The sequence below is a fragment of the Nonomuraea deserti genome (assembly GCF_004348685.1).
Lineage (GTDB): Bacteria > Actinomycetota > Actinomycetes > Streptosporangiales > Streptosporangiaceae > Nonomuraea > Nonomuraea deserti.
On the sequence record NZ_SMKO01000196.1, the window covers coordinates 1 to 20,436 of the forward strand.

At 69.0% G+C, this 20,436-nt stretch carries 23 protein-coding genes; 9 read left to right on the forward strand and 14 right to left on the reverse strand.

Going from position 1 to position 20,436, the window contains the following annotated elements; all coding sequences use genetic code 11:
* Positions 1-227 precede the first annotated feature (227 nt).
* Complete coding sequence (locus tag E1292_RS41610) at positions 228-545, reverse strand: endonuclease domain-containing protein (RefSeq protein ID WP_132604753.1); 318 nt, start codon at positions 543-545, stop codon at positions 228-230.
* 221 nt (positions 546-766) lie between these two features.
* On the opposite strand from E1292_RS41610, the gene E1292_RS41615 reads away from it, so the two are divergent.
* Positions 767-2,089 (forward strand): IS4 family transposase, encoded by a 1,323-nt coding sequence (locus E1292_RS41615; RefSeq protein ID WP_220447315.1) that lies wholly within the window; start codon positions 767-769, stop codon positions 2,087-2,089.
* A 391-nt stretch (positions 2,090-2,480) separates the two neighbouring features.
* On the opposite strand, the gene E1292_RS41620 is transcribed toward E1292_RS41615, so the two are convergent.
* From E1292_RS41620 to E1292_RS53105, 3 genes are all read right to left on the reverse strand, one after another.
* The gene (locus tag E1292_RS41620; RefSeq protein WP_246090697.1) at positions 2,481-3,497 is read right to left on the reverse strand and encodes an alcohol dehydrogenase catalytic domain-containing protein; all 1,017 of its coding nucleotides are present in this window, start codon (positions 3,495-3,497) and stop codon (positions 2,481-2,483) included.
* A 196-nt stretch (positions 3,498-3,693) separates the two neighbouring features.
* A complete protein-coding gene (locus E1292_RS41625; protein ID WP_132604755.1) occupies positions 3,694-4,389 on the reverse strand; it encodes a helix-turn-helix transcriptional regulator in 696 nt (231 codons plus the stop codon).
* A gap of 632 nt (positions 4,390-5,021) precedes the next feature.
* A complete protein-coding gene (locus E1292_RS53105) occupies positions 5,022-5,171 on the reverse strand; it encodes a TetR family transcriptional regulator C-terminal domain-containing protein (RefSeq protein WP_220447317.1) in 150 nt (49 codons plus the stop codon).
* Positions 5,172-5,228: 57 nt separating this feature from the next.
* Here E1292_RS53105 and E1292_RS41635 point away from each other — a divergent pair, with 57 nt between their 5' ends.
* Complete coding sequence (locus E1292_RS41635) at positions 5,229-6,230, forward strand: tyrosine-type recombinase/integrase (protein WP_132604757.1); 1,002 nt, start codon at positions 5,229-5,231, stop codon at positions 6,228-6,230.
* A gap of 28 nt (positions 6,231-6,258) precedes the next feature.
* Here the strand turns inward: E1292_RS41635 and E1292_RS41640 are convergent, their stop codons facing one another.
* Entirely contained in the window at positions 6,259-6,855 is a 597-nt protein-coding gene (locus tag E1292_RS41640; RefSeq protein ID WP_132604759.1) for a Rossmann-fold NAD(P)-binding domain-containing protein, read from the reverse strand.
* The gene (locus tag E1292_RS41645; RefSeq protein WP_132604761.1) at positions 6,855-7,145 is read right to left on the reverse strand and encodes an NAD(P)H-binding protein; all 291 of its coding nucleotides are present in this window, start codon (positions 7,143-7,145) and stop codon (positions 6,855-6,857) included. The genes E1292_RS41640 and E1292_RS41645 overlap by 1 nt, the downstream gene beginning before the upstream one ends.
* Before the next feature lie 370 nt (positions 7,146-7,515).
* Here E1292_RS41645 and E1292_RS41650 point away from each other — a divergent pair, with 370 nt between their 5' ends.
* Positions 7,516-10,248 (forward strand): AAA family ATPase, encoded by a 2,733-nt coding sequence (locus E1292_RS41650; RefSeq protein WP_132604791.1) that lies wholly within the window; start codon positions 7,516-7,518, stop codon positions 10,246-10,248.
* Between the two features lie 10 nt (positions 10,249-10,258).
* On the opposite strand, the gene E1292_RS41655 is transcribed toward E1292_RS41650, so the two are convergent.
* The gene (locus E1292_RS41655) at positions 10,259-10,411 is read right to left on the reverse strand and encodes a phosphotriesterase family protein (RefSeq protein ID WP_132604763.1); all 153 of its coding nucleotides are present in this window, start codon (positions 10,409-10,411) and stop codon (positions 10,259-10,261) included.
* A gap of 46 nt (positions 10,412-10,457) precedes the next feature.
* Complete coding sequence (locus tag E1292_RS41660) at positions 10,458-10,739, reverse strand: hypothetical protein (RefSeq protein ID WP_132604765.1); 282 nt, start codon at positions 10,737-10,739, stop codon at positions 10,458-10,460.
* Between the two features lie 708 nt (positions 10,740-11,447).
* Between E1292_RS41660 and E1292_RS41665 the strand changes: the two genes are divergently transcribed.
* Positions 11,448-12,068, forward strand: coding sequence for a TetR/AcrR family transcriptional regulator (locus E1292_RS41665; protein WP_165975009.1), 621 nt, complete (start codon positions 11,448-11,450; stop codon positions 12,066-12,068).
* Between the two features lie 2 nt (positions 12,069-12,070).
* Here the strand turns inward: E1292_RS41665 and E1292_RS41670 are convergent, their stop codons facing one another.
* The 6 genes from E1292_RS41670 to E1292_RS41695 all read right to left on the reverse strand — a co-directional run bounded on the left by E1292_RS41670 (position 12,071) and on the right by E1292_RS41695 (position 16,674).
* Positions 12,071-12,391, reverse strand: coding sequence for a hypothetical protein (locus tag E1292_RS41670; RefSeq protein ID WP_132604769.1), 321 nt, complete (start codon positions 12,389-12,391; stop codon positions 12,071-12,073).
* Between the two features lie 293 nt (positions 12,392-12,684).
* Complete coding sequence (locus E1292_RS41675; RefSeq protein ID WP_132604771.1) at positions 12,685-12,906, reverse strand: hypothetical protein; 222 nt, start codon at positions 12,904-12,906, stop codon at positions 12,685-12,687.
* A gap of 2 nt (positions 12,907-12,908) precedes the next feature.
* Positions 12,909-13,715, reverse strand: a complete 807-nt coding sequence (locus E1292_RS41680; protein WP_132604773.1) for an ABC transporter ATP-binding protein — start codon at positions 13,713-13,715, stop codon at positions 12,909-12,911.
* Positions 13,705-14,796: a FecCD family ABC transporter permease gene (locus E1292_RS41685; RefSeq protein WP_220447319.1), complete on the reverse strand. Its 1,092-nt coding sequence runs from the start codon at positions 14,794-14,796 to the stop codon at positions 13,705-13,707. Before E1292_RS41685 ends, E1292_RS41680 begins: the two co-directional genes overlap by 11 nt.
* Entirely contained in the window at positions 14,789-15,871 is a 1,083-nt protein-coding gene (locus tag E1292_RS41690) for an ABC transporter substrate-binding protein (RefSeq protein WP_220447320.1), read from the reverse strand. The genes E1292_RS41685 and E1292_RS41690 overlap by 8 nt, the downstream gene beginning before the upstream one ends.
* Positions 15,872-16,074: 203 nt before the next feature.
* On the reverse strand, positions 16,075-16,674 hold the full coding sequence (locus E1292_RS41695) for a hypothetical protein (protein WP_132604775.1): 600 nt from the start codon (positions 16,672-16,674) through the stop codon (positions 16,075-16,077).
* Positions 16,675-16,924: 250 nt separating this feature from the next.
* Here E1292_RS41695 and E1292_RS41700 point away from each other — a divergent pair, with 250 nt between their 5' ends.
* The 5 genes from E1292_RS41700 to E1292_RS41720 all read left to right on the forward strand — a co-directional run bounded on the left by E1292_RS41700 (position 16,925) and on the right by E1292_RS41720 (position 20,379).
* The gene (locus E1292_RS41700) at positions 16,925-18,043 is read left to right on the forward strand and encodes a GlxA family transcriptional regulator (protein ID WP_132604777.1); all 1,119 of its coding nucleotides are present in this window, start codon (positions 16,925-16,927) and stop codon (positions 18,041-18,043) included.
* Between the two features lie 23 nt (positions 18,044-18,066).
* Complete coding sequence (locus E1292_RS41705; RefSeq protein WP_132604779.1) at positions 18,067-18,828, forward strand: HD domain-containing protein; 762 nt, start codon at positions 18,067-18,069, stop codon at positions 18,826-18,828.
* Positions 18,829-19,080: 252 nt separating this feature from the next.
* The gene (locus tag E1292_RS41710; protein ID WP_132604781.1) at positions 19,081-19,587 is read left to right on the forward strand and encodes a hypothetical protein; all 507 of its coding nucleotides are present in this window, start codon (positions 19,081-19,083) and stop codon (positions 19,585-19,587) included.
* A gap of 6 nt (positions 19,588-19,593) precedes the next feature.
* Positions 19,594-19,854: a DUF3817 domain-containing protein gene (locus E1292_RS41715; protein WP_132604783.1), complete on the forward strand. Its 261-nt coding sequence runs from the start codon at positions 19,594-19,596 to the stop codon at positions 19,852-19,854.
* A 165-nt stretch (positions 19,855-20,019) separates the two neighbouring features.
* The gene (locus E1292_RS41720) at positions 20,020-20,379 is read left to right on the forward strand and encodes a DoxX family protein (protein WP_132604785.1); all 360 of its coding nucleotides are present in this window, start codon (positions 20,020-20,022) and stop codon (positions 20,377-20,379) included.
* Positions 20,380-20,436 lie beyond the last annotated feature (57 nt).

Below are 20,436 nucleotides of genomic sequence, written 5' to 3' on the forward strand. Positions count from 1 at the left end.
GACCACGACCCACACGATCACGGACATTCTGCGCTGGTCAGACTGGCGCCGCCGCCATCAGGCAACCGCCCGACACTGCCACTACCAGCGCAGATCCCAACCATGATCGCGATGTGTCACTGGAGTATTAGGGCGGGCCGGTCGCGGCGGACGGAGAGCCGACATGAGGCTTCTCGCGCCATTACCTGCTGGGACAGCGAAAATTATGCATCGCGTCGCCCGCCCCGTCATGTTCCAGCCGCCTCCTTTCTCGGCTCGGGAAGCAGCGGATCCTCCGCGCCGAACAGCGGCCCCGCGTACTCCAACCGCACGCCGAGGATGACCGTCGGATGCCGCCTGCGGTAGTCCGCGAAGCACCCCGACTCATCGGAGTCCATCCCCTCCATGACGTTGCAGCTGCGGCACAGCAGACCACGCACCAGCCACGTCTCATGGTCGTGATCCTTGACCAGGTACAAGCCCTGCTTGCCACAGACGGCACAGCGGCCGGCCTGCCAGATACGCAGCATCTCCCCGGCGCGCAGCGCGTCGCCCCCCAACGCCATCGCCCGCGCCGAGAGACCCGCTAGGGCCAATGCCGGTTAGTTAGGGCTGGGGCTGGCGTTTCAAGGCTTACAGAAGATCAAGACATGAGAACGGAGATCCGGTAGAACGGGTGATCTTCTACCACCATCCGTCACACACTGGATCTCCGTTGAGTGCTGAGTCTGCCAGGTCCACGCTGGCGTGCGCTATTGCTGTGGTAAATCGTCAAGTCCGAACGGCCGTGGGAGTGTTCGCGCCCGGGCATCTGGGTGAGCTGACGCAATTGGTGCCGTTCGAGATGGTCGATGCGGTGCTGGCCGAGACAGGTGGCCGTGAGCGGCGGTTACGTGATCTGCCCTCGCGGGTGGTGGTGTATCTGCTGCTGGCGGCGGGGTTGTTCGCCGAACTGGGGTACCGGCAGGTGTGGGCCCGGCCGACCTCGGGGCTGGAGGAGCCCGGTGCGGTGCCGTCGTCGTCGGCGTTGGCACAGGCCCGGCGCAGGGTCGGAGTGGCGCCGCTGAAGGCGCTGTTTGAGCTGCTGGCCGGTCCCCCGGCAGGGGCGGCGCGGTGGCGGGGCCTGCTGGTGTGCGCGCTGGATGGCACCACGATGTCGGTGCCCGACAGCGAAGCCAACCTGGCCCGCTATGGTCACCAGTCCGGTTCGCACGGCGGGTCGGGTTATCCACTGGTCCGGGTGCTGGCGGTGGTGGCCTGCGGCACCCGCGCGCTGCTCGCGGTGACGTTCGGGCCGTTCAAGACCGGCGAGATCAGCTACGCGCCGCAGGTGCTCGGCTGCCTGCGCGCGGGCATGCTACTGCTCGGCGATCGCAACTTCGCCGTGCGGCACCTGGTCACGGCGATTGCCGTCACCGGTGCGGACCTGCTGATCCGCTGCAAGAACAGCCGGGCGTCGCCCCGGCAGGCGAGGCTGCCGGACGGGTCGTTCGTCTCCACCATGGGCGGCGTCACGGTCAGGGTGATCGATGCGGAGATCGTCGTGACCCTGTCCGGCACCAGCCGCCACACGGGCCGCTACCGTCTGATCACCACGCTGACCGACCACCGGCGCTACCCCGCCCTGGACCTGGTCACCCTCTACCACCAGCGGTGGGAGATCGAAACGACCTACCTGGAGCTGAAGTCCACCACTTTGGGCGGACGGGTACTGCGCTCACGCACGCCCCAAGGCGTCGATCAGGAGATCTTCGCGCTACTGACCGCCTATCAGGCGCTACGGCTGGCGATGGCCGACGCCGCCTTGGCCCGACCGGACCTGCCAGCTGATCGGGCCAGCTTCACCATCGCCTTGCACACCGCCCGCGACCAGGTCATCCACGCGGCCGGCATAATCGCCGACAGCGTGATCGACCTCATCGGAAAGATCGGCCGGGCCGTCCTTGCCGACCCTCTGCCGGCCCGCCGCGTCCGGGCCAGCCCTCGTATCGTCAAACGCGCGATCTCCAAACACCGCGCGAAGGGCCAGGTCGACCGCACCAACTACCGGGCGGCCATCGCCATCGACGTCCTCACCGACCCCGACTCGACAACCGCCCAAAGCCCTTAACTAACCGGCATTGCGGCTAACCTCCGACCGTCCCCACTCCAGGTCCGCATCCACGGATTCTGAGTATTTCAGCGGCGCATGAAGCCGGTTTGCCGCTGGAGATCACGATCAGTTACTGCCGCCCCGGCCTGCATCGGGAACCCGCGACAGTTGATACGCGACCTCACCAGTATCAGCCCCGACATAGGCGGTCGTAACGGCGAGGTGCCCGGCACGGACCAGGGCCCCGTGGTCAGGCCGATCGCTGTAGCCCCGGTGATGAGAGCGACAGGCATCAGCTGCTCCTTCTTTGAGATCATGATCGAGCGATGCTGCGCTCGTTGTGGGTCGGCTTGCATCGCGGACCCCAGGCAGACTTCCGATTACGGCTGCTGTTCGCCACCGGCTCCGGTCAGAACGTGACGACGGCCTTGAAACGCACTTCGCCGGCGGCGGCCCTCTGATAGGCGTCGTTGACGCGCTCCAGGGGGAACAGCTCGACCATGGGCTTGACCTGGCCGCGCGCCACGATGTCGAGAGCCTCGGCGAGGTACTCCAGACCGTTGTGGGCCGAGCCGATGACCTGGTAACTGTGCGTGGTCAGCGGCAGCGCCGGCAGGATCATCTCGTCCTCGGCCAGGCCCATCAGCACGAGCTTGCCCCAGGGCCGCAGGCCGGTCATCGCGTCGATGGCGGCCGCGTGCGAGCTGCTGGTGTGCAACACGACGTCCGCACCACCGATCTCCTTGAGCGCCGCACCGTCGGTGACGACGTCCGCGGCACCGAGTTCCCGGGCGAGCGCGTGCTTGCCGGGACGGGTCACCGCGATGACGTGGTATCCCGCGGCCTTGGCGAACTGGATCGCGAAGTGGCCGATCCCGCCGACGCCGACGACGGCGACGCGGGCCCCCGGCCTGGCGCCGGCCCGGCGGATGCCGGCCCAGGTCGTGTAACCGGCGCACACGGTGGGCGCGGCGTCCTCGTAGGAGATCCCGTCCGGGAGCAGGACCGTCCCCCCGACGTCGGCGACCGCGTACTCGGCCAGGGCGCCGTCGACGTTGACGCCGGTCAGCGTCGGGCTCGCGCAGTTGCCGGCGGTGACGAAGCTGTTCGGGTGCTCCTCGCGGCAGAAGTCGCAGGCGCCGCAGCGCTTCTGCATCATGGGCAGCCCGACCCGGTCGCCGACCTTGCGCTCGGTGACGCCCGCGCCCAGCGCCACCACCTCGCCGACGCCCTCGTGACCCATCAGCAGCGGGAACTCCCGGAACGACAGAACCCCGTGGGCCATCCACAGATCGGTGCCGCAAATCCCGCACGCATGGACGCGCACCAGCACCTCGCCGGGCCCTGGCTCCGGCACGGGCCGCTCCCGCACCTCCCAAGCGGCCTTCACATCGGGGACGATGACGGCCTTCATCTGCTTCGTCATTGGCGAAATCCCTTCTCTTCCGTTCAGCGGCGGGCCGGATAGCCACGGCCCACCCACTCGGCTTCTACGGCTGTGCGCCCCTCCCGGGACACGCGTCCATGCTCGCCGCCCCCACACCGCAGTCGCATCGGCGAACATCACCTAGGAACGTCGCCTACATTTCCCAGAACTACGGGCGCACCGTCGTGACCGGCGCCTACGGCAGGTGCATGTCCCCGAGCTGGCGGCGGGAGGTGATGTCCAGCTTGCGGAAGATGTTGCGCAGGTGGGCGTCGATGGTGCGCGAGCTGAGGGAGAGCTGTGCGGCGACCTCCTTGGAGGTCGCGCCCGAGGCCACCAGCCTGGCGATGCGCAACTCCTGGGGGGTGAGCGCGTCGAAGGGCTGGGCGGACCGCTTGCGGGGGTGCTCGCCCAGCGCACGCAGCTCACTGGCGGCACGGGACGTGAAGCCGTTCGCGCCGATGTCGGAGAGCAGCGTGTCGGTGCTGAGCTGTTCGCGCGCGTCCTGGCGGCGGCCCTCGCGGCGCAGCTGTTCGCCGTAGACGAGATGGGCGCGGGCGAGGTGGGACACCGTCCCGCCGCCGGCAAGCCGCTCCAGCGCCTCGCGGTACAGCTCCTCCGCCGCCGGGCCGGTGCTGATCAGCCCTCGTGATCGCGCCGCCAGCCCGAGCGCCCACGGGGCACCGGTGGCGCGTGCCTGAGCGTCGAGCCGCTCCAGCGCCGCGGCCGCAGGCGCGGGCCGGCCGGCGCGGACGGCGGCTTCCACCACCTCCGGCAAGGACATGCCGGCGTGCACCATCTCGCCGGACTTCCGGACGCGTTCCGCGGCGGCGACCCCGCCGATCGCCCACGAAGCCCGGCGCGCCATCCCGAGTTCGTCCTGTTGTTTCATCCTCGGCACTCGTGTTTCTACGCCTGCCGTATCCGCCGATGGTTTGGTTGTTCGGCTGGTTGACGCTACTTGCGCGGGGCGACACCTCCAAGGAGGTGGCGATCTTGGTGCTGCGTCATGAGGTCGCCGTCCTGCGTCGTCAGGTCGCTTGGCCACGCCCACGCGACCGGGCGTCCGCCGATCCCGGATGAACTGCGTGAGTTGCTGATACGGCTGCCCAGAGAGAACCCACGATGGGAGCACCGGCAGATCCAGGGCGAACTGCTCGGCCTCGGCCATCAGATCGGAGAAGGCACCATCCGCCGCATCCTCACTGCGGACGCCCCGTTCACGCACCTGAGGGTCAGGGCCTGCGGATCTGGCTTGCTTGCTCCCACGAAGGGATGTCTCCTTCCCCGCCCTCAGCACAGAGTTTCACGCCTGTTTGTTACCTCTGTCCATTTGACAGGGAGAGCTGCACGGACGAGGTTTCGGCAGGCGCAGTGTCACCGCTCGGCGCGGTACTGGTCACGCCGGTCGGCTTCCTCGGGAATCTCGTGTTTGATCGCCTGTGGCTGGCGGAACTCTCGTCCCTGGTGCTTCGCCATCGCCGGGCTGGTGTCCAGTGATCGAGGGGAAGTACGGCATGGGAATTATTCCCGCAGCAGGTGTGACACGAGGGTACGTGCCCATTGGGGCGAAAGGGCCTGGTCGGTGAAGACGGCCCGGTAGTAGAGGGGGGCGAGCAGGGCCTCTACGGCGCGTTCGACGATCGGAACCTGGTTGCCCCGCGTCTGTTCCACCGACAGCGCCGTTCCTCGCAACTTCCGGAATCTCAATTCCGGAAGTAGACTCCAGGAGTGACTTCCGGAAACACAACCCCAGAGAACACACCAGCCCTCGGAACAGCTTCCGGAAACACAACCCGGTCCCGGGCCATCGCGCTCCCCGGCCCGTATGCGGCGATCCTCGACGACTACGCCGCCGCGCTCGAGCGCTCGCCGCTGGCCGACTCCAGCAAGAGCAAGTACCACTCGCGGCTGCGCGGCTACCTCGCCTGGCTCGCCGGCCAAGTCGACGCCGGCGCACTGGACGGCAATCCGCTCACCGACCCCATCGCCGCCACCGGCGCCGTGCGCGACTTCCGGCGGCACCTGAAGAACGGCCGCCGCGCCCCCAACACCATCGACACCTACCTGTCGGCTATCGACGACTTCTACGGCCGCCGCGGCCTCGGCAAGCCCCGGGCCCGGCGCGAACGCGACTCCCGCCGTACCGCACCCCGCGCCCTGGACGAACGACGGGCCCGCCGCTACGTCCGCCACGTCCAACTCACCGCCGCACCGCGCGAGAAGGCGCTCGCATTGCTGCCCTACTTCTCCGGCCTGCGCATCGGCGAAGTCGTCGGCCTCGACCTGGCCGACATTCGTCTATCAGCCCGCAAAGGCGAACTGCGCATCCGCGGCAAGGGCCGCGACGGCGGCAAGATCCGTCATCTGCCCGTCCACCCCGACCTCCGCCAGGCCCTGACCGACTGGCTGACGGCCCGCGCCGGCTGGAAGGGGGCCGACAGCACCGCGGTGTTCCTCAACCAGCGCGGCAGCCGCCTGACCGACCGCGCCGCCCGCGACATCATCACCGGCCTCGGCGAAGCCTGCGGCATCAACGACGACCCCACCGAACCCTTCGGGCCGCACGTCCTGCGCCACACCTTCGCCACCCAGCTCATCCGCGACGGCAAGGACCCCATCCTGGTCGCAGAGCTCCTCGGCCACGGCTCACTCGACACCACCCGCCGCTACGCCCTCCCCACCGAAGCCGACAAGGCCGCCGCCCTGGAAGCCCTCATCACCGACCACTAACAAGCGAAGAAGCCGCAGGTCGCCACCGCTAAACTCTGCACTCAGCCTCCTCGGAGGCTAGCCCGGGAATCAGTGTCCCGCCCGCACATGGACCTGGTCTTCGAGAGCGTCGAGCTTGAGAGCGATACGGATCTGGTGGTAAATCACGGCGGTACTCCTCGGAACAGACCTGGAACGGGCCCGGTCTACCTGAAGGCATGTTTGTTGTCCTCGCACCACTCGCGGAAGGTCCGTGGCTCGGTGCCGGTGAGGTTGGTGATGTCCAGGCGACCACTGCGGCGCGGCCGGTGCGCCGGAGCTCGTTGAGGCTACGCACCGTCTGGACCATGTCCTCCGGGCTTCCGTATTCGATGCTGCGATGGGCGAACTGCTCGGGCGTGACCGGATCGAACTCGATGTCTCGCCCGAGCACGTCGGCGAGGATTTCCACCTGATCCCGCGCGGTGAGCGGGTGCGGGCCGTTGAGGATGTAGCCGTTGCCGGCGTCCCCGTCGTGGGTGAGGGCGAGCGCGGCGACCCGGGCGATGTCGTAGGGATCGACGGGTACGGCCAGGCCGGGGTCGCTCGCGTCGTGGACCCGGCCCTGATCGCGGATGGTGGGCAGCCACCACAGCGCGTTCGACATCAGAGTATGTTGGCGCGCAGGTAGGTGACCTCCAGCCCGGACCGGCGGAAGACATCGTCGCGCGCGGCGATCCGGGCCCCGATCATGGGTTTGGGCTCCAGGATGGCGCCGATCGAGGAGAGCAGCACGATCCTGTTCACGCCGGCGGACCGGGCGGCATCCACCATCTTCTGGGCCTGAGCCGGCAGCGGGGTGATCTGCCGATAGAAGACACCTTTGACGCCGTAGGCGGCCGCGACGAGGCACTCGGCTTCGTCCAGGTCACCGACGGCTAGTTCCTGTCTCGAGATGTCGCATGACCCGGCGGAAGCCTTGGGCTGACACGATGCTCAGCCTCGATCGGGACGTCGCACCGTCCGCGGGCCGTCGCGCCCTTGCCCGCGGCCATGACAAGTGCCGTCGGCTCATCTGCCACAGGCCGGACATGTGGGGCTCCTTCCACGATCAGCCGGTCGAACGCCGACTGTCTGTCATCAGGCTCGTCCAGCGGAGGCCGGGAGGCGTCGGTAGGCATCACCTACTCGCTGCGTAAGAGGGCAACACGGTTCACCCGCGAACCGCCCGCCCGGAGGCGACGCAGTCCCTGTAGCTTTGTCCTCGATCAAAGGACCGGCATCGCCAAGCCCGCGGCCAGGCGATGCCCTCGGGGGAGAGTCGGTGATGATTCGAGGTCGGCAGGCCGAGTACGTGGCCGTTCAGCGGCTGCTCACGCGGGCGCGCGGCGGGGACAGCGGCGCGCTCGTCGTGCGCGGCGAGGCCGGCATCGGCAAGACCGAGCTGCTGAGACACGCCCGCGCCACCGCGTCGGGCTTCCGGGTGGTGAACACGGCCGGCGTGGAGTCCGAGATCGGTTTCGCATTCGCCGGGCTGCACCAGCTCTGCGCGCCGCTGATGGATCGCCTCGCCGCCCTGCCCGAACCCCAGCAGGCCGCCCTAACCGTGGCGTTCGGGCAGCGTCCCGGCGAGGCGCCGGACCCGTTCCTGGTCGGGGTGGCCACGCTCGGCCTGCTGGCCGAGGCCGCGGAGGACGAGCCGCTGCTGTGCCTGGTGGACGACGCACACTGGCTGGACCTGGTCTCCGCACAGGTTTTCGCCTTCGTGGCACGGCGGGTGCAGGCCGAGCGTCTGGCGCTGGTGTTCGTACTGCGCGACCAGGTGCCCGCCTTCGAGGCTGCCAAGGTCTTCGCCGGACTGACCGAGTTACGCCTGGACGGGCTCACAGACGCCGACGCGCGGGCCCTGCTGGACTCGGCGGTCCACGCCCCGCTTGACGACAGGGTGCGCGAGCGGATCCTCGCCGAAGCGCGGGGCAACCCGCTGGCTCTGCTGGAGCTGTCCCGGCACGCCGCGCCGGCGCGGCTGGCGGGCGGGTTCGGAATGCCGGACGCGCGCAGCGTGCCCGGCCGGATCGAGGAGAGCTTCCAGCGCAGGGCGGCCGGCCTTCCCGCATCCGCACAGACGATGATGCTGATCGCGGCCGCCGATCCGGTCGGCGACGCGGCGCTGCTGTGGCGGGCGGCCGAGCACCTCGGCATCGATGCCGATGCGATCGCGCCGGCCGAAGCGGCAGGGCTGCTCGAAGTCGGCGCCACGGTGCGCTTCTCTCATCCGCTGGTGCGTTCGGCCGTCTACCGGGCCGCCGAGCCGGCCGAGCGCCGCCGCGCGCACGGCGCGCTGGCCGAGGCCACAGACGAGCGGGCCGACCCCGACCGCCGGGCCTGGCACCGAGCGCGGGCAGCTCTGGGCACCGACGAGACAGTCGCGCTGGAGCTGGAGCGCTCCGCCGGGCGGGCCGGAGCCCGCGGTGGCCTGGGCGCCGCGGCAGCGTTCCTGGAACGGGCGGCCGCCCTCACTCCCGACCCCGCCGATCGGGCCTACCGGGCCTTGTCCGCCGCGCAGGCCAAGCACGAGGCAGGCGCGTCCGACGCCGCCTTCGAGCTGCTGACCGTTGCGGTGACCGGTCCGCTGGACGGTCTGCATCGGGCCCGTGCCGAGCGGCTGCGCGCCCAGATCGAGTTCGCCCGGACGCGAAGCAGCGACGTGCCGGGGATGTTGCTCGACGCCGCCAAGACGCTCGCCCCACTGGACCCCGCCCAGTCCAGGGACACCTACCTCCAGGCCCTCGAGGCGGCCATCCACGCAGGCCCGCTCGGGCACGGCCGCGGCGTGGTGGAGGTCGCCGAGGCGGCGCGCGACGCTCCCCCGCCGGCCGGACCGCCGAGCCCGGCCGATCTCCTGCTCGACGGGCTCGTGACCAGGTTCACCCGCGGGTACGAGGCGAGCGTGCCGGGCCTGCGGCGGGCACTGCAGGCGTACCGCGACCATCTGGGCACCGACGACGCCAGCCGGCGGGGGTTGTGGGCGGCCTGCCGCGCCGCGTACATGCTGTGGGACGACGAGACCCTCTACGGGCTGACCACCCGCTTCATCCGGCTCGCCCGCGACGCCGGGGCGCTGTCCACGCTCGCCACAGCGCTCAACTTCCACTCGACCGTCCTGGTGCAGATCGGCGACCTGGCCCAGGCCGCCGGCCTGGTCGCTGACGTGGCCGCGATCTCGCAGTCGACCGGAGCCCCGCCGCTGCCGCACGACATCGTCCTGCGTGCGTATGTCGGCCGGCGGGCCGAAGCGGTGGAGCTGTTCGACGTCATGGTCCAGGAGGCGACCCGGCGAGGCGAGGGTACGGTGGTCACTCTCGCCAACTCCTCAATGTCCGTTCTGTACAACGGGTTGAGTGACTACCGCGCCGCACTGCAGGCCGCCTCGGTGACGTGCGACGCCGACGAGCTGACGCACAGCAGCGCCGCCCTGCCCGAGTTGGTCGAGGCCGCCGTCCGCGCCGGCGAGCCGTCGCGCGCCGCCGCCGCGCTGGAACGGCTCAGCTCCTGTGCCCGAGCCAGCTGCACCCCGCTGGCGCTCGGGGTGGAGGCACGCTCACGCGCGCTGACCACCACCGGATCCGCCGCCGAGGACCTGTACCGCGAGGCGATCGACCATCTGTCCAGATGCCGGTACGGGACCTTTCTCGGCCGCGCCCACCTGCTCTACGGCGAGTGGCTGCGCCGTGAGGGCCGGCGCCAGGACGCCCGAGAACAGCTCCGCACCGCTTACGAGATGTTGTCGGGCATGGGCGTGGAGGCATTCGCGGGCCGCGCCGCCCGCGAGCTGCGGGCCGCCGGCGAGCAGCCACGCAAGCGGGTGGCGCAGCCGGCCGATGCCCTGACGCCCCAGGAACTGCGCATCGCGCGGCTCGTGGCCGCCGGGGCGACCTCCAGGGAGGTCGCGGCGCAACTCTTCCTGAGCCCGCGTACCATCGACGCGCACCTGCGCAACATCTTCGGCAAGCTGGGCATCGCCTCCCGCCGCGAGCTCAGGTCCGTGCGCCTCTCGTAGCCGAGCGGGCCTACTCGAACAGCCGCCGCGGGTTCGCGACGAGAAGCGTGTCCACGTCATCGTCGGACAGCCCGCGCGCCTTCAGCGCCGGCAGGACGTCCTCGCTGATGTGCCGGAAGTGCCAGCGCGGAGCCACTCTTGCGGCGTCCTGCGGCGTGTACATTGATGGACAGCAGGAGCCTCCATCAATGCCGGACGGGTTCACATCTCTACTCGCGGGCGACCTTGGCGATCGCTACCTTGCCGGTCACGGTGCCCAGTTCCTCGACCTGAAAGTCGGCCAGCGCCTGGCGGATGCGCTCCGCGCCCGCACCGGCACGGCGAGCGTGCTCCTCAGTCTCGAACAGCGTGACGGTGACAACCGTCCCATCGTCGGCGGCGATGGCGTAGTAGGCGGCGATGCCCTCGGGCACCCTCACTTCCGCCGAACCGTCCTCGCCCGAGACCTGGCTGGCGAACTGGGTCTCGACCCTGTGCATCAGGTCGTCCATGGTGCCAGCGCCCCTGCTGTACCTGCGAATCAAGGCATTCACGAGATTAATCCTCATCCGTTGACCTATAAGTCCTCATGTGAGGATATACCATTCGTTCGATGCTAGGAAGTCATCAACAGGAGACATATGCGCGATCACGTGTTGCCGCGTCCGGGCGACCTCGGTCGAAGAGGCGCTCACGTAGGTGGTTCGTGATGTCTCCGACCGCATCCCCGAGCAGGTGGGCTCATTGCCCTACGCCGCAGCGGCGACTGGCAATGACATTGCGATGACCAGGTGCCACGGGCACGTGTTCCGCTGTCGCATCCAGGAAGCCCGAGGGCCGGTCACCCGATGGATGTGCGCTTCGCACGACAAGTCGGGGAGCACGACGTCACTGGTGCAGCGGCTCGCGTACGTCCGGATCAGGACCTGCGACGTGTTCCCGTCGAACCCGGTGTTCGGCAGCCCCGCTGGCCCGTATCTGCCGACCAGTGGGCGTGGAGATCCTTGCAACATGCCGCAAGCACCCAATCCAAACGTGGACGCCGAGGTGCCCCAGGCTTCGGGGGCACCTCGGGGAGACGAGGTTGGGGATGAATGAGGCCGATAGCGTTGTCCAGGAGCGCCGCCGGGCCGTACGTCGATCGGCTCGGCCGCCCGCTCCCGTCGTTCGCGATAAAGTCCTTATTGGGGGACTTTTTAGTCAAAGCAAGGGGATTCATAATGGACGTCGAGGTGGAGATCATGCGTAAGACGGGACGCCGCCCCGGGACCTCGACCACCCGGCAGGAGATCGTGGCCGCCGCTGCCGGCTCGTTCAGCTCCAACGGCTACGACGGCACGAGCCTACGGCAGGTCGCCATGGACGCCGGCGTCGACCCCGCACTGGTACGCAGGTTCTTCGGCGGCAAGGAGCAACTGTTCAGCGCGGTCGTCGCGGAGGTGTTCCAGCCGGACCGCACGGTCGTCACGCTGCTGGACGGCCCGCGCTCCGGCCTGGGGCGCCGGCTGCTCGGCTACGTCTTCGACCTGCTCGGCGACGTCGACTCCCCCGGCCCGCTGCTCGGCGTCATCCGCTCGGCCGCCACCAACGAACACGCCGCTTCCCAGGTCAGGGAGTTCCTGGCCGCCGACCTGCTCGTCAAGCTCGTCCGGGCCCTGGGCATGGACCACCCCGACCTGCGCGCGACGCTCACGGCCAGCCAGCTGGTCGGGCTGACGATCGCCCGCTACGCCGTACGCGCCGAGGCGCTGGTCACCGCTGATCCCGACGAGCTCGCGGATTGGGTCACGCCGACAGTGCAGCGTTATCTCACCGGGCGAGCGCCCAGGCGCTCAGCCTGAACCTACTGGTACCGCACCACGAATGCCCGGGCAGCATTCCAGCCAGCGCGACACTTCGGCGAAACTGCAAGAACATGCCGGTCCGACTCGACCCTTAACCGTGCCCGGAAGGGGTGGTCGGCCAAGACCTCCTCCAGCGCCTCCAAGGCCGCAACGGCCCTGATGATCCCCATCTCCCCGGTGAACCGCACAGCATCGCGGAGGTCCTCGGCACCGGCCACCTTCAATGCCAGCTCAACCTGCCGGCGGAACGACCACCCCAGCTCACGCTGAACCACCGTGGCCTCATAAGCCGCGGCGGCCTCGGCGTCACGGAAGACCATGATGGCATCACCGTCCCAGCGCCGTGTCGACGGCGCTGTAGAGGACCGATCCCACGTGCTCCGGGATGCGGCCGGCGAACTCGGCGTCCACATGCTCGACCATTTTCGTGATCGCGTCGGGATACGCGGTAGTGCCGGACGATCGTGTACATAACACGTCCCTTACGTCGCTTCTGTCAACCACCACCATCTGTCCTCGTATGATGACTTTCAAGTCTTCCCTTGACGACTTGATCATGGGCCTCGACAGTGACTCGCACGCGCGCCGGGCGGCTGGGAATCCCCTCGATCCTCTACCGGGCGGGGTGGATTACAAGATCGAACCCGCCCGGCTGCGCCTTCTCGACGAGGCCGGCGAAGTGCATGGCGCTCATCTGAATGAGCTGGCCGAGGTTGTCGGTGATGACCACCTGTTGCTCAGGAGCGGCATCAGAAGCGAGGTGGACCTCCGGACAGCCGCATCTGGCATAGCAGCTGCCGCACACGGTGCCGAGGTAGGTCAGCGGGTCGGCCATGGTCACCTTCCTTGGTGCGTTGTGAACAGCTCGTTTGATGTGGTCACCGCTGAAGCCACGGCGATGTGCGGACGTCCGGTGATGGGGTGCGGGCCGACGTGGGCGCGCACGCCGAAGACCTCCTCGATGAAGGCGGGGGTCAGCACCTCCAGGGGCGGGCCGTGTCCGGCGACGCGGCCGTCGCGGAGCACGACGACCCGGTCGGCGTAGGCGGCGGCCTGGTCCAGGTCATGCAGGGCGGCCAGCAGCGTGAGCCCCAGGGAGCGGATCAGGTCGAGCAGCAGGAGCTGGGACCCGACGTCCAGGTGATTGGTCGGCTCGTCGAGGACAAGGAGGGGAGCTTCCTGCGCCAACGCGCGGGCGAGCAGGACGCGTTGCCGTTCGCCGCCGGACAGGGTGGTCATCAGCCGGTCGGCGGCCCATTCCATGCCGACTCGTCCGAGAGCGGTGACGACCGCCGCCCGGTCGGCGGCGGTCTCGCGGTCGAGCGGTCGCCTGTGGCTGTGACGACCGGCGGCGACGACTTCGGCCGCCGAGAAGCCCTCGCCGGCCTTGCCGTGCTGGGGAAGGATCGCGCGGTGGCGGGCGGCCTGGCGCGGCCGCATCCGCCACAGGTCCTGCCCGTCCAGCCGGATGACGCCCGCCGAGGGGCGCAGAGATCGATAGACGGTACGCAGCAGCGTGGACTTGCCGCTGCCGTTCGGGCCGACGAGCGCCACGAACTCGCCCGGCCCGACGGTCAGGGTGATGTCCTCGACAATGGGACGGGCGTCGATGCGGGCGCTGACGCCGGTGAGGTCAAGCCGCATGGCCGCCTCCCTTCGCGCGGCGGCGCAGCAGCCACAGGAAGAACGGCACGCCGAGCCCGGTGGTGAAGATCCCTACCGGCAGCTCGTTCGGCCGATCCGCGACGCGGGCGGCCAGGTCCACCAGCACCAGGAACAGCGCGCCTGCCAGCAGCGACACCGGCAGTACCCGCCGATGGTCGGCGCCGACGACGAACCTGACCATATGCGGGATCATCAACCCGATGAAGCCGATGCCGCCGACGACGCTCACCACAGTGGCTGTCAGCAGCGACCCCGCGACCAACAGCCCGATCCGCAGGGCAGCCACCGGCACGCCGATGGCGATGGCAGCCTCCTCACCCGCCATGAGCGCGTTGAGCGCCCGCGCCTGCAGCGCCAGCCAGGCCATGCAGGAGACGATGAGCAGCGCGGGAACGCCCAGGTCGGACCAGGAGGCGCCGGCGACGCTGCCCATCAGCCAGAACATCATGCCCTGCAGCTCGGTGGGGTTGAGCTGGAGCTGGACGAAGGTGGTGGCCGCGGCGCACAGGTAGCCGACGGCGACTCCGGTCAGTACCAGCCAGGAGTCCAGCAGCCGCCCGGAGCGCTGGGACAACAAGTAGACCAGCAGCGCCGAGAGGATAGCGGCGGCGAAGGCGGCGCCGGTCACGCCGAACGCGCCCGCCAGCGCGGTGCTGCCGAGGGCCGGGACGAGGACGGCTCCGAGTGACGCGGCCGAGGACACGCCCAGCACGTACGGGTCGGCAAGCGGATTGCGTACCAGGGCCTGCAAGGCGACCCCGGCCACCGACAGGCCCGCGCCGGCGAGCGCGGCCAGCAGCGCCCGCGGGGTGCGGATCTCCCAGACGACCTGGCTGAACAGCGGGTCGGCCTGCCCGCCGCGTCCGGTGAGGTGTGCCCCCACCACGCCCCAGACCTGGCCGAGGGGGAGGTTGACCGAGCCGATGGAGATGCCGACCACCAGGGCCGCCATCAGCCCGGCGACCAGGGCGGCCAGCAGCAGCCCGGTCGCGGGGCCGGAGATCGGATGCGGTCGGCGGGACGGCTCGGTCCGCCGCGGGAGTGTCAGGGTGTCAGTCACCGGGGTGGACCACCTTGGAGATCTTCTCCACCGCCCAGGCGTTGAGCGGCCCCAGGTAGACGCCGTCCGAGACCACCGTGTAGGCCTTGGATTGCGACGCCGCCCAGTGCGGGTAGGCCGCGAAGATCTTGGCCGCCTCCTCGTCACCCTTCTCACCGGACGTGAACAGCCCGACGACCAGGACGTCCACCTGGGCGGTGGCGAGCTGCTCCTTGTTGAGAGTGCGGGTCATGTCGGAGGTCTGGCCGGCGAAGGCGTTGACGCCGCCGGCCGCCCTGACGACATCGTCGTAGATGCCGCCGGTCATCACGGCGGGCAGGCCGTTGGCGTTCATCATGGCCATGCCGGGATAGGCGATGAGCACCTTCTTCGCGGGCAGGCCGGCGACGCGCTGCCGTACCGTCTCCACGCGGCCGCGCAGCTCTCCGATCAGGTCGAGCGCGCGCTGCTGGACGTCGAAGACCCGTCCCAGCAGGCTGATGAACTCCAGCGAGCTGTTGATCGACTGGTTGCGGTAGGCACGCTGCTCCTGCTCGGTCGCCTCGGGCTTGCCCATCGCGCAGTTGACCGGGTTGACCAGCGAGGTGATGCCGGCCGCGGCCAACTGCTCGCGGGTGGCGAAGCCCTTCTTGGCGTCGAACCCGCCGGACCAGGTCGACACCACGAGATCGGGCTTGAGCTTGAGCACCTGCTCGGCGGGCACGTCGAAGTTCTTGTTCATGGTCAGCCCGGCGGTCGGCAGCGCCTTGACCTTGTCGATCATGGATGGGTCGTCGGAGACGCCGTAGCTCTGGGCGTTGGCCAGGACGGTCTTCTCCAGGCCGAGCAGGATGAAGCTCTCCACCTCGCCGACGCTGGTGCCGTTGAGGATCAGCACGCGCTGAGGCGCCTGGGCGAAGGTGACCTTCATGCCGCAGTTGTCGAAGGCCAGGGGATAGCTGGTCCGGGCGGCGGGTGCCGAGGTGGCGACGTCGGTGGCCGCGCCGGCGGTGCCGCGATCCGCGGCGGCACCGCATCCGGTGACCGTCAAGGCCACGAAACTGGCCATGACGGCGGCGAAACGAGAAGTCTTCATGAAGTACGTGCTCTCTGTGGGTCGAATCCGAGGTGCGCACGCCACAAACGGCCATCAGTGTGGCCGGTGCGGCAACAGTAGGACCCGCAGGCAGCACGAGTGATCATGGCGAGGACGCGCCGGGGCAGCGGAGTGCCGCTGACGCTCAGAGCGTCGGCGCGGTTGTACGGCCGAGCCTGACCGGCGGGCTCGGCATCACCAGATCACGCGACCACTGCGGGCCGGACCTGGCCTCCAGGAGGTCCCCTGAGCACGAGGACGTATCGCAGGAACAGCCGGATGCGCTCGGTCTCGGCCCGGCGCGCATGCGTGAACGATCGCGATGGGGCGGTGATCACTCCGGCTGCCAGGAAGCACAGCACCAGCAGCGGGCGCAGCACCCATCCGGCCAGCTGCCGCACAAGGGAGCACAGGGCTTCCTCCAGCCATCGCAGCCACACAGAGGTGAGCAGCACGCTCGCCGCATGCACCAGCAGCATCCCGAACCCTGGGGACGCGGCGGGATGCGCATGGACCATGACGTCCATGCCCGCATGATGCGCTGCCGCATGCCGCTCCGCGCTCAGTGCGAGGAGCGTGTGCAGGATCACCTGCGACGCGGCCGTCGCGGGCAAAATGGAGGCGAGAGTGCGCTCGCGTCCGGTCAGGGCCAGCGCGGGCAGCAGGAGGAGCAGGAAACCGCCCAGCGCCGCCGTCTGGTCGAAGGAACCTCCTCCAACCAGGTGTCCGAGCGTGGCCAGGACGGCGCACGTGGCGGCGAAACTCGCCGCGCGCACCCACCTCACCACCGAGAACGGACCCATCGTGGCCGAATCCTCCCACACGGCTGCCGAGCTCTGTGCTCCGGACATACCGCCTCGACGTCCGGGGACGCAGTAACCCCCTAGCGATCGCGTTCGCCGTCCTGCACCTCACCGGATTTGCGGCCACGTTCCTGGTGAGTGCGGCCTTTCTCTCGCGGCTTCCTCGCGCCGTCGCCGCGCAGCGCCTGGCGGGCTACTGGCCAGCATCAAGGGAGGTCTCGCGGAAGTCACCAGGCGATCGTGACTGTTGATGCCGGTCATCCATGTGGCGTTGACCACCCTGATCGTGGTCGCGCCGTTCCTGGTACTCGGCCCGTATGTGACAGACGAGCAGTCGGCAGCCGTCAATGTCCGGATTTGTGGGCTAGTGGTCCTTGTGGACTTTTCTGGGGGCGGCGAAGCTGGTGGGGTGCGAGATGTGATCGTGGCCGTCTATGACGGAGTGGTGCTGCTGGACGTGGCCGGACCGTTGCAGGTTCTGCATGGGTCCGGCGGCTACCGGATCCGGCTTGCTTCGGTCGACGGGCGGTCCGTGCACACGGATATCGGTGTGCCTCTAGGGAGCGACCTGGCTTTGGGCGATGTCGAGGGCCCGGTCGACACGTTGCTGATACCGGGTTACGCGTACCCCGATGGCGACCGCCCTGCCGCGGCGTTCCTGGACGGGCTGCGCGACATCGGCCGTCGCGCGCGTCGGGTGGCATCGGTGTGCACGGGCGCACTGCTGCTGGCGGAGACGGGTCTGCTCGATGGGCGGCGAGCCACGACACACTGGGCCGCCTGCGCTGATCTGGCGTCCCGGTTTCCGCGGGTCGCCGTGGAACCCGATGCCATCTACGTTCGTGACGGGTTGGTGATGACCTCGGCCGGTGTCACCGCCGGAATCGATCTGGCGCTCGCCCTCGTCGAGGAGGACCACGGTCCGGACATCGCGCGGACGGTGGCCAAATACTTGGTCGTGTTCCTGCAACGCCCAGGCGGCCAGTCGCAGTTCAGCGTTCGCGGGGCCATCGCCACGCCACGCCACGCCGCGTTGCGCCGGCTCCTGGACGCGGTCGTGGCCGAACCGGCGGCGAACCACAGTCTCGCCACGATGGCGGCGCGTGCTGCGGTGAGCGAGCGTCATCTGACTCGGCTGTTCCGTCGCGAGGTCGGGCTCACTCCCGGTCAGTACGTCGAGCGGGTCCGGGTGGAGGCGGCACAGGTCCTCCTGGAGACCAGTGCCGTCGGCGTGGCCTCGGTCGCCCGCAGTTGTGGTTTCGGGTCCGACGAGACGATGCGCCGGGCGTTCCTGCAGGTTCTGGGCACGACTCCGACCGCTTATCGCCAACGCTTCCGCACATCCCACGCCATCTCGTTCGTCAAATGACGTGACTGTCTCAAGGAGACCGTATGAGCTCGTTCCTGCCTCGCCGGACGCTACTCGGAACCGGCCTGGCCGGCGCAGTGGGCCTAGCGGTCGGCACGCCTTCCGCTTCAGCCGCCAACACCGGCGATCAGTACGCCGACCACTCCTTTCCCACCACGCGTATCGCCCGGGCGGCCCACCGGCTGGTGACGGACGCACAGGAGCCGTACCTGCGCAATCACAGCCTGCGCAGCTTCCTGTTCGGACGAGCTGCCGCCGCCCAGGCCGGACGCCGACCGGGCCGGGACTACGACGCCGAAGTCATGTTCCTCATTTGCGTGCTGCACGACATGGGGCTGACCGAACGCGCCGACACCGGCCAGCGGTTCGAAATCGACGGGGCCGACTTCGCCGCCCGGTTCCTGGAGAAGCACGGCATCACCGATGGCCGCGTCGACACCGTCTGGGACGGCATCGCCTTGCACACCTCCTACGGTCTCCACCAATCGCCGGTGTTCGCCCGGCGCCGCCCGCCGGAGATCGCGATCGCCCAGGACGGCATCGGCATCGACCTGACCGGCGGGCCCGACCAACTGCCCGCCGGATATGCCGATCGCGTGCACGCCGTCTACCCCCGTCACGGTGGCGCCCGCGCTCTGACCGACGCCGTCATCACGCAGGGCCTCGCCGATCCGCGCAAGGCGCCGCCCATGACCCTCCCCGGCGAGATCCTGCATCAGCGGCACCCTGAGGCTCCCTACATCACCTGGGAGGGCTTCCTCGACGCCAGCGGCTGGGACGACTGACGGCACGTCTCTGCCCATCGAGCCGCTGCCGTTGTCCGATCCCATGACCGAACGTGGCTGCTTCGGATCGACGTAGTCATCCTTCAGGTGAACGCACAACACCATGCGCACGATGAGCATCCCAGCTGATCCATCGGCAGTGGGCTCACCCCTCGTGCTGGTCACGTGCATGATTTCGCTACCCCGACCTCCTTCAGAGCCTGATGCTTGCGTGCTGAGCTTCAGGCACTCTGAAGGTTAGAGAGAGAACCCATGGAGTATTTGTTGCTGTCGGTGCATGTCGTGGCCGGCATCGTGTTCGTCGGAGGCTCGGCAGTCGCGACGAGCCTGTTTCCCCGCTACGTCCCGCTCATCGCCGGCGTTCCGGTCGGCGGGGCCACGTCGGACGCCCCTGGCACCCCGCCGTCCGAAACACGGCAAGGGACGGATGAGCGCAACCGCGCTGTGGCCGTCTCCCTGCACCGCATCACCCGTGGCTATAGCGCGTTGGGCCTGATCGTGCCGGCTGCCGGTATCGTCCTGGGCTTCGTCCAAGGCCGCAGTGGCGAGATCTGGATCACCCTTGCCATGGTCCTCACCGCCGCCGCGGGCCTCCTGCTGGCGCTGCAGATCTATCCGCGCCAGCGCGACGCGCTCGCCGAACCCGGCGACCGCGACCGCTTGCGCACGCTGTCCATGCTCGCCGGCCTCTACAACGTGCTGTGGGTGGTCGTCGTTGTTCTGATGATCGTCCGTCCGGGTTCGGCCGAGGGGGCGTGATCTGGAGTGCGTACGCTGCGGATCGCGGCCGTCGTTGAGGCCGTCTCCTTGATGGTCCTGCTGGTCAACCTGTTCGCCACCCACATCGAAGCGATCTCCTCCCTCGTCGGTCCGCTGCACGGCGCGGCCTACCTCGTCGTCATTACGGCCACGCTGCTTTCGGCCACAGCCTCATCCGGCGTCCGCTGGCGTGCCGCCATCCCCGCCATCGGCGGACTACTCGCGCTGTGGCAACTCCGTGACCGTTCCCGAGCGAACCATCTCTGACCGGCAGCCCGAGCGGACCGACGTGAACGCCCGCATCGCGCCGACCACCTTCGACCGGCGGCTCGGGGAGCGGTCCCGCTGAGCCGGCTCCTCGGGTCGCGCATGACCATACCATACCGTATGGTACGGTGCTGATCGTGCCTATTTCGCGGCCCCAGGAGCATCATGTTCGCCCTCCCCGATCCGATCTGGCCCGTCGCCGTCCTCGCCGTCATTCAGGCCGGCGACGGGGCCATGTGCGTCAAACCACTGCCCTTCATCGCCACCTGCTTCGAGAACGTGAACTTTCCGAGACACCTGTGGTGGCTGACGCCGCCGATCAAATTCGCCGCGGCGGCCGGGCTGGCACTCGGCATCTGGGTTCCGTACCTCGCCGCCGTGACCTGCGCAGCCGTCGTGCTCTACTTCGTGGTCGCCATCGTGATGCACGTCGTCGCGAAGGACTTCGGACGCAACCTCTACCTCAACGCCACCGCCATGCTGCTGATCTCAGTCGGGACCGGCGTCTACAGCTTCCTGGCATGACGGTTCCGCCCCGCCACGGGTGTCGTACACCGTGTGCTAGGTTCGCCGCGTGAGCGC

Coding starts and splice junctions, on each gene's coding strand:
- E1292_RS41710 (WP_132604781.1), top strand. CDS start 19,081: ATGGAGTATTTGTTGCTGTCGGTGCATGTCGTGGCCGGCATCGTGTTC.
- E1292_RS41650 (WP_132604791.1), top strand. CDS start 7,516: ATGATTCGAGGTCGGCAGGCCGAGTACGTGGCCGTTCAGCGGCTGCTC.
- E1292_RS41690 (WP_220447320.1), bottom strand. CDS start 15,871: ATGAAGACTTCTCGTTTCGCCGCCGTCATGGCCAGTTTCGTGGCCTTG.
- E1292_RS41670 (WP_132604769.1), bottom strand. CDS start 12,391: ATGGTCTTCCGTGACGCCGAGGCCGCCGCGGCTTATGAGGCCACGGTG.
- E1292_RS41640 (WP_132604759.1), bottom strand. CDS start 6,855: ATGTCGAACGCGCTGTGGTGGCTGCCCACCATCCGCGATCAGGGCCGG.
- E1292_RS41665 (WP_165975009.1), top strand. CDS start 11,448: ATGGACGTCGAGGTGGAGATCATGCGTAAGACGGGACGCCGCCCCGGG.
- E1292_RS41680 (WP_132604773.1), bottom strand. CDS start 13,715: ATGCGGCTTGACCTCACCGGCGTCAGCGCCCGCATCGACGCCCGTCCC.
- E1292_RS41700 (WP_132604777.1), top strand. CDS start 16,925: ATGCCGGTCATCCATGTGGCGTTGACCACCCTGATCGTGGTCGCGCCG.
- E1292_RS41705 (WP_132604779.1), top strand. CDS start 18,067: ATGAGCTCGTTCCTGCCTCGCCGGACGCTACTCGGAACCGGCCTGGCC.
- E1292_RS41695 (WP_132604775.1), bottom strand. CDS start 16,674: ATGGGTCCGTTCTCGGTGGTGAGGTGGGTGCGCGCGGCGAGTTTCGCC.
- E1292_RS41625 (WP_132604755.1), bottom strand. CDS start 4,389: ATGAAACAACAGGACGAACTCGGGATGGCGCGCCGGGCTTCGTGGGCG.
- E1292_RS41660 (WP_132604765.1), bottom strand. CDS start 10,739: ATGGACGACCTGATGCACAGGGTCGAGACCCAGTTCGCCAGCCAGGTC.
- E1292_RS41675 (WP_132604771.1), bottom strand. CDS start 12,906: ATGGCCGACCCGCTGACCTACCTCGGCACCGTGTGCGGCAGCTGCTAT.
- E1292_RS41720 (WP_132604785.1), top strand. CDS start 20,020: ATGTTCGCCCTCCCCGATCCGATCTGGCCCGTCGCCGTCCTCGCCGTC.
- E1292_RS41620 (WP_246090697.1), bottom strand. CDS start 3,497: ATGACGAAGCAGATGAAGGCCGTCATCGTCCCCGATGTGAAGGCCGCT.
- E1292_RS41610 (WP_132604753.1), bottom strand. CDS start 545: ATGGCGTTGGGGGGCGACGCGCTGCGCGCCGGGGAGATGCTGCGTATC.
- E1292_RS41655 (WP_132604763.1), bottom strand. CDS start 10,411: ATGTACACGCCGCAGGACGCCGCAAGAGTGGCTCCGCGCTGGCACTTC.